Below are 7,104 nucleotides of genomic sequence, written 5' to 3'. Positions count from 1 at the left end.
CCCTCATTCGAAATTTAATTTACCCATAAAACTAGTTCTTAGTGAGCAAATATCACAAATTGCAGACGTTAATTTTGTTGATACCCAACCAAAGTTTTATAAATTAGTGTTTTTTAACAAATATACTTATTGGATGCGTCCAGGCTGGTTGCTTCGAATAACCGTCACTTTGTTTTGGGCCCAAGCTACTTTCAATGAGTCGGCCTGGGCTGCGGCTTCGCCTGTGCCACCAGCACCAAGCCTTTTCTCACCCGCTAGCAGCCAGACGGTCGAGGCTTATCTTTTACCGACTCAACAGGTTGTACAAGAACTGCAGAGTGGTTTTAACCGTCTGAACCGCATGTGCACTTACGGCGCATTCATTTCGCAACCCGGCAGTCCAAGTTCAGACCTCATCACCTTACAACTGAACTCATCGAGAGACCAATTGCTGGATGTGCAGTCTCAGATCCGATCGGTCCTGGCGGAATTTCGCCAAAAGTCAAGTTTGTCGAGCGCCAACTTTTGCCGTTTTGTGCCCGAGTTTTCCTTGATCGGCATGGCTTGCCAAGCTTATCGGCAAGATGCCAACAAATTGGCCACCGTGACGCGTGTTGCAGAGCAACTGACTGCCGAGGCAGCTGCACGCATTAACCTGTACGAAAAATATGCACAACTGGAGGCACGGGGATGCACGCGAGCAGGTTTCGTCAATAAATTATGGCAAACCGAACAGACCCTGCTTTGGCCCTTGGTGGTTCAGTCGCCTGGGTTCTTCAAACGCCAACTGTCCTTAGAAAAATGATCTTTCACTGGCCGTCATATGGGTTGCCAGAAGTCAAGCGACGCTGGTTGTCTAACTTTGGTGGTGCTGTGGTTGTGGTGTCTTTCATGGCCCTGCTGATCATCACACCTTGGCTGTCAGAACAATGGGCCATCTACAGGCTTCAAAATAGTTTGCAATTGTCAGGAGCGCAATTTTCACAGCAATTGGAAGTTCACCTTGAAGGCCTAGAGCGTCAAGCTTGGAATCGAGCCAATGAACTGCGCGAGCCTGGCACCGCATTCGATCAAAAGTCTACCGAGTGGCTCAACTTTTCTAAAGAGGTTGTGGCCTTGCGCTTAATGAGTGCAAATGGGCAAACACATCGGTTTGCGACGAAATCAGGCATGCCTTCAATGGCCTTGCAACTTCTGCCATTGCAAAGCTTAGCGCTTGCTCACACCCAAGAACTGCAAACCCACAGCTACAGTGCTTTGTACGAGTGGGCAGGTAAAAGCGTGGTTGACCTTTATGTGCCTTTGCTTCACCGAGATGGCATGACTTTAGTCACTACCCTAGACACATCTGTATGGCCTGTTTTGGCCAACCAAAAACTGGCCATGTCTGAAATTTCAGTTGCCGTGACCCCCTACCAAACGGACCCTTCGAAAGACCACCATTACTTAAGAGTCAATCATCCATCTTGGGAAGGTCATTGGACCCTTGAATTCAAGTCGCTTGAATTGACAGCAGACATTTTGAAAGTATTGAGACCCGTTTTCGCTGTTCTTGCCTTGCTCTTGTCCGTGTTGTTGGTTTTACATTTTCGAAACCACAGGCTCAGGCTCCGTGCCGAAAAAGATGTGATGGAAAAATCACGGCTTCTTGAAAAACAAAGCCGCTTGAGTATGCTGGGTGAAATGTCCGCTAGCCTCGCGCACGAGATCAACCAGCCATTGGCTATCATTTCCAATTACGCGGTGGCTGGTCAGATGCATCTGCAGCAAGGTCCTGATCCCGATTTGCTAGAAAAACTGTTGCAAAAGATCCATGAACAAAGTCAACGCGCCGCACAAGTCCTTGTTTCGGTGCGGGGGCTGTTGCATCAAGGACCTGTTCAATCGGTGCGAACTGATGTGAATCAACTCATCTGGCACTTAACACCACACCTGCGTCAACAAGCCTTGGCACTGGGTGTTGAGATCAATGTTCAAGCTGAAAAAAGTCTTTTTGCAATGATTGACCCCGTATTGTTTGACCAAGTACTACTCAACCTGGTGAGGAATGGTTTGCAATCATTGGAAAAGTCTCAGTCAGCAAAAAGAGAGATTTCAATCACCTCCTCAATTCAGGACCAGACCATACAAATCGCAGTCTCAGACACGGGCAGCGGAATTCCCCCTGAGATAGAACACCAAATTTTCGACTCTTTTTTCACGACAAAGAAAGATGGATTAGGGATTGGTCTTAACCTTTGTCGATCTGTGATTGAGCGGTTTCAAGGACATTTGATGCTGCGATCGAACAGCGGTGACGGTGCTTGCTTTGTCATTGAGTTACCCATTTCAACCGCTCCTTAGGAGCCACGAGACCATGAATACGGACACGCAGATTTTTATTGTCGAAGATGACGCTGAATTGGGACAAAGTCTTCAGCTTCTATTCAGGTCTGCAGGCCTTGTGCATTCTCGACATTTTTCATCGGCCATTGAGTTCCTTGAAGCGATGCCTGGTCTGGATGAAAATTTGCAACGTCCTGGTTGCTTGCTCTTAGACATCCGGCTGCCTGCCATGACTGGCACTGAACTTTTTACAAAATTAAAACAAGGTCATTTCATGTGGCCGGTCATTTTTATGACCGGACATGGCGACCTTCAAATGGCCGTTGAGCTCATGCATCAAGGTGCGATGGATTACGTGACTAAACCATTCGATCCCATGCTGCTGATTGCCAAAATCAAAAAAGCTGGCGAACTTTGTCAGTACCGCCTGGCCAACGCCTCATTCAGCGAACGACATCGAGCCAAGCTCATGCTGTTATCAGGACACGAGCTACAAGTTTTTGAAAAAATTCTTGCAAACATGACCAATCGAGAAATCGCAGAAGAGCTGAAGAACAGCACCCGAACGATTGAGACACATCGGGCGAACATTCTCAAAAAGATGAGCGTCGATTCAGCACTGGAATTGGCGCAACAGCATGAACGGTACAAACTGATCAACCTTGTCCACAATTGATCAAGCAATACGTGCATGCGAAGCTATTGAGCTGAAGATTCAAAGCGGCATCAGCTCTGTCAATGGTTCAACTGCCCCCAAGCCTTCTCCAGCCGCTTGATGCTCACAGGCTGAGGGGTGCGCAGTTCTTGGGCGAAGAAGCTCACGCGCAGTTCTTCCAGTAGCCAGCGGAACTCCAGCATGCGGGTATCTTGTGCGCCTTTGCGTTCGGCCACCAGGCGCCAGTAGCGTTGTTCTTGGGGTTTCAGCTCGGTCAGGCGCTGGGCGTCGCGGGCGGGGTCGGCGCGGTATTTATCGAGGCGCAGGGTCACGGCCTTGAGGTAGCGGGCGCAGTGCTGCAGCTGCGGCCAGGGGGTGGCGGCCATGAAGTTTTTGGGCATCAGGCGTTGCAGTTGTTGGGTGCAATCTGCGGTCGCGTCAGGCGCGTTTTTGGTGTCTTTGATCTTGCGGGTGGCCGCGCCAAACTCCAGCAAGATGGTGCCCGCCAGCCTGGCCACTTCGTTGGCGATCAGCGTCAAGCGGCCCCGGCCTTCTTCGATGCGGCGCTTGAATGTTAGTTCGTCATTGGGCAGCGGGTCGAGCAAGAAGGCGCGGTCCAGCGCCACGTCGATGATTTGGGTTTTCAATTCATCCGCCGTACCCAGCGGCATGTAGGCCACGGCCATTTTTTGCAGGTCGGGGATGTTTTTCTCAAGGTACTTGAGCGCGTCTTTGATCTGCAGCGCAAACAAACGGCGCAGGCCCGCGCGGTTTTTGGCAGCCGCCACATCGGGCTCGTCAAATACCTCGATGGTCACAGCGTCTTGCATGTCCACCAGCGCGGGAAAGCCGATCAGGGTCTGGCCGCCTTTGCTGATTTCCATCAGCTCGGGCAGCTCGCCAAAGGTCCAGGTGGTGTAGCGCTGGAGGGCCAGGGGCTTGGGCGCTGTGGCAGGTTTGGCCGTTGCGGGTGCGCGTTGGCTGGATTGCCGCGCTTCGCTCGCAATGACGGAAGAAGAGCTTGCAGTGGCGGGAGACGGGCTTGCGTTGTTTTGAGTGAGGCTCGCACTGGCGGAGGACACTTTCAACTGCGCCAGCGCCTGGAACGCGCCACGCGCCTTGGCGCCCAGCTCGCCTTTGAGTGCACCCAGGTTGCGGCCCATGCCCAACTGACGCCCGTGCTCGTCCACCACGCACAGGTTCATGAACAGGTGCGGGCTGAGCATCTCGTGTTTGAAGTCGGTGCGTTTGATGTCCAGACTGGTTTCGTCGCGGGCTTTTTTGAGCAGCACGTCGGTGAGCGAGGCGCTTCCAAACAGCTCGGGCACCGACAGCTCGGTGGCCAGGCGTGTGGCCGATTCGGGCAGCGGCACAAAGCGGCTGCGCGGGCGCTGCGGCAGGCTTTTGAGCAGGGCCTGGATCTTGTCTTTGAGCAAACCGGGCACCAGCCATTCGCAGCGGTCTTCGCTGACTTGGTTGAGCACAAACAAAGGCACCGTGACAGTCACGCCGTCGCGGGCGTCGCCCGGTTCGTGCAGATAAGTGGCCTGGCAGTCGGTGCCGCCCAGGCGGATGTGTTTCGGAAAGGCCTGCGTGGTGATGCCTGCCGCTTCGTGGCGCATCAGCTCTTCGCGGCTCAGCATCAACAATCGCGGCTGCTTGGCGCTCTCAGTGCGGTACCAGTTTTCCAGCAGGCGACCGCTGCACACGTCGGCAGGCAGCTGCTGGTCATAAAAAGCGTAGATCAGCTCGTCGTCGACCAGCACGTCTTGGCGGCGTGACTTGTGCTCCAGCTCTTCGACCTTGGCGATCATCTTGTGGTTGGCGGCCAAGAAAGGCAGCTTGGTCTCCCACTGGTCGCCCACCAGCGCTTCGCGGATGAAAATCTCGCGTGCGCCGTGCATGTCCACCCGGCTGTAGGGCGTGCGGCGGCCGCTGTAGACCACCAAGCCATAGAGCGTTGCCCGCTCCAGCGCCACCACTTCGGCGGATTTCTTTTCCCAATGCGGGTCGAGCAGTTGTTTCTTGAGCAAGTGCGCGCCGACCTGCTCCAGCCACTGCGGCTCGATCGCGGCAATGCCCCGGCCAAACAGGCGGGTGGTCTCGACCAGCTCGGCCACCACGATCCAGCGGCCCGGCTTTTTGCTCAGGTGAGCGCCGGGGTGCTTGTGGAACTTGATGCCGCGTGCGCCCAGATAGGCTTCCTCGTCTTCGAGCTTGTAGCCCACGTTGCCCAGCAGACCCGCCAACATGGACAGGTGCAGTTGCTCATAACTCGCAGGCTGCGTGTTGATGCGCCACTTGTGCTCGGCCACCACGGTGAGCAGCTGGGTGTGCGTGTCACGCCACTCGCGCACGCGCCGGATGTTGATGAAATTCTGGCGAAGCAGCTGCTCGTATTGGCGGTTGCTGAGTTTGTGGGTCGGCTGGTTGGTGCGCACCCCGTCATCGCGAGGAGCGGAGCGACGCGGCGATCCAGCCTGAATACCACTGGATTGCCGCGCTTCGCTCGCAATGACGGCGGGTCTGTCGTCGCGAGGTACGAATCGATCCATGGTTTTCTGCCCGGTTTGCACGCTCGCACTTGACATGGCGGCAGAACGGGCATGGGGCTCGCCGCCCCTTGCAGCGTGGATCCACTTCCACAGTTTCAGATAACCCGTGAACTCGCTCTTGTCGTCGTCAAACTTGGCGTGTTGCTGGTCGGCTTGGGCCTGGGCGTCCATGGGGCGATCGCGCACGTCTTGCACGCTCATGGCGCTGGCAATCACAAGCACCTCGTCCAGCGCTTCGCGGCCACGGGCTTCCAAAATCATGCGGCCCACACGCGGGTCGAGCGGCAGACGGGCCAGCTCTTTACCTATCGGGGTCAGCTCGTTGCCGTCATCCACCGCGCCCAGCTCGGCCAGCAGTTGATAGCCGTCGGTGATGGCGCGTTTGGACGGTGCTTCGATGAACGGGAAGTCTTCCACCACGCCCAAGTGCAGGCTCTTCATGCGCAAGATCACGCCTGCCAAAGACGAGCGCAAGATTTCCGGATCGGTGAAGCGCGGGCGGCCCGCAAAGTCTTTGTCGTCGTACAGGCGAATACAAATGCCGTTGGCCACGCGGCCGCAGCGGCCGGCTCGCTGGTTGGCCGCAGCCTGGCTGATGGGCTCAACCATCAGCTGCTCGACCTTGCTGCGCAGGCTGTAGCGCTTGACCCTCGCAGTGCCTGCATCGATCACGTATCGGATGCCAGGCACCGTCAAAGACGTTTCGGCCACGTTGGTGGCCAGCACGATGCGGCGGCCATTCGACGCTTCAAAAATCTGGTCTTGCTCGGCCTGCGACAGGCGGGCAAACAGCGGCAGCACTTCGGCGTTGCGCGTCAGCGGCTGGTGCGCCAAGTGCTTGCGCAGGTGGTCGGCGGCCTCGCGGATTTCGCGCTCACCGGGCAAAAAGATCAGGATGTCGCCCCCTGCCCCACCTTGCCAAAGTTCGTCCACGCCATCGGCAATCGCGTCATTCAGGCCATAGTCGCGGGATTCTTCAAACGGACGGTAGCGCTGCTCCACCGGGAAGGTGCGGCCCGACACCATGATGACCGGGGCCGGGCCGTTGCGCGAGGCAAAGTGCTTGGCAAAACGGTCGGCGTCGATGGTGGCCGAGGTGACCACGATTTTGAGGTCCGGGCGGCGCGGCAAGATCTGGCGCAGGTAGCCCAGCAGAAAGTCAATGTTCAGGCTGCGTTCGTGCGCCTCGTCGATGATGATGGTGTCATAAGCTTGCAGCAGCGGATCGGTCTGTGTTTCAGCCAACAAAATGCCGTCGGTCATGAGCTTGACCGAGGCGTTTTTGCTCAATCGGTCCTGAAACCGTACCTTGAAGCCGACCACCTCGCCCAGGGGGGTCTTCAATTCCTCCGCAATGCGCTTGGCCACCGAGCTGGCCGCAATGCGCCGGGGCTGGGTGTGGCCGATCATGCGGGCGCGTTCGCCCGGCTTGGCGTTGAGCTTGCCGCGACCCAGCGCCAGCGCGATTTTGGGCAGCTGGGTGGTCTTGCCCGAGCCAGTTTCACCGCAAACAATGATGACCTGGTGCTGGTGCATGGCGGCCATGATTTCGTCACGGCGGGCCGAGACGGGCAGGCCTTCGGGAAACTC

Annotated in this window: 4 protein-coding genes; 3 read left to right on the top strand and 1 reads right to left on the bottom strand. The window is 56.3% G+C overall.

What is annotated here, in order from left to right; genetic code table 11:
• Positions 1–133: 133 nt before the first annotated feature.
• The 3 genes from B9Z40_RS16605 to B9Z40_RS16595 all read left to right on the top strand — a co-directional run bounded on the left by B9Z40_RS16605 (position 134) and on the right by B9Z40_RS16595 (position 2,980).
• Positions 134–784 (top strand): hypothetical protein, encoded by a 651-nt coding sequence (locus B9Z40_RS16605; protein WP_143474003.1) that lies wholly within the window; start codon positions 134–136, stop codon positions 782–784.
• A gap of 86 nt (positions 785–870) precedes the next feature.
• The gene (locus B9Z40_RS16600; protein WP_158238117.1) at positions 871–2,322 is read left to right on the top strand and encodes a sensor histidine kinase; all 1,452 of its coding nucleotides are present in this window, start codon (positions 871–873) and stop codon (positions 2,320–2,322) included.
• Between the two features lie 13 nt (positions 2,323–2,335).
• Positions 2,336–2,980 (top strand): response regulator transcription factor, encoded by a 645-nt coding sequence (locus B9Z40_RS16595; protein ID WP_100174472.1) that lies wholly within the window; start codon positions 2,336–2,338, stop codon positions 2,978–2,980.
• 59 nt (positions 2,981–3,039) lie between these two features.
• On the opposite strand, the gene hrpA is transcribed toward B9Z40_RS16595, so the two are convergent.
• Positions 3,040–7,059 carry an ATP-dependent RNA helicase HrpA gene (gene hrpA, locus B9Z40_RS16590; protein ID WP_233204947.1) on the bottom strand — a complete coding sequence of 1,340 codons (4,020 nt, stop codon included), beginning with the start codon at positions 7,057–7,059 and terminating at the stop codon, positions 3,040–3,042.
• Positions 7,060–7,104 lie beyond the last annotated feature (45 nt).

It is taken from the genome of Limnohabitans sp. 15K, assembly GCF_002778285.1.
Classification (GTDB): Bacteria; Pseudomonadota; Gammaproteobacteria; order Burkholderiales; family Burkholderiaceae_C; genus Limnohabitans_A.
Note: the sequence above shows the minus strand (reverse complement) of the source record. Positions and strands in the feature narration are given on the sequence as shown.

What these genes read in the sequence shown, in the direction of transcription:
- B9Z40_RS16605 (WP_143474003.1), top strand. Translation starts at nt 134, where the DNA reads ATGCGTCCAGGCTGGTTGCTTCGAATAACCGTCACTTTGTTTTGGGCC.
- B9Z40_RS16600 (WP_158238117.1), top strand. Translation starts at nt 871, where the DNA reads ATGGCCCTGCTGATCATCACACCTTGGCTGTCAGAACAATGGGCCATC.
- B9Z40_RS16595 (WP_100174472.1), top strand. Translation starts at nt 2,336, where the DNA reads ATGAATACGGACACGCAGATTTTTATTGTCGAAGATGACGCTGAATTG.
- hrpA (WP_233204947.1), bottom strand. Translation starts at nt 7,059, where the DNA reads ATGGCCGCCATGCACCAGCACCAGGTCATCATTGTTTGCGGTGAAACT.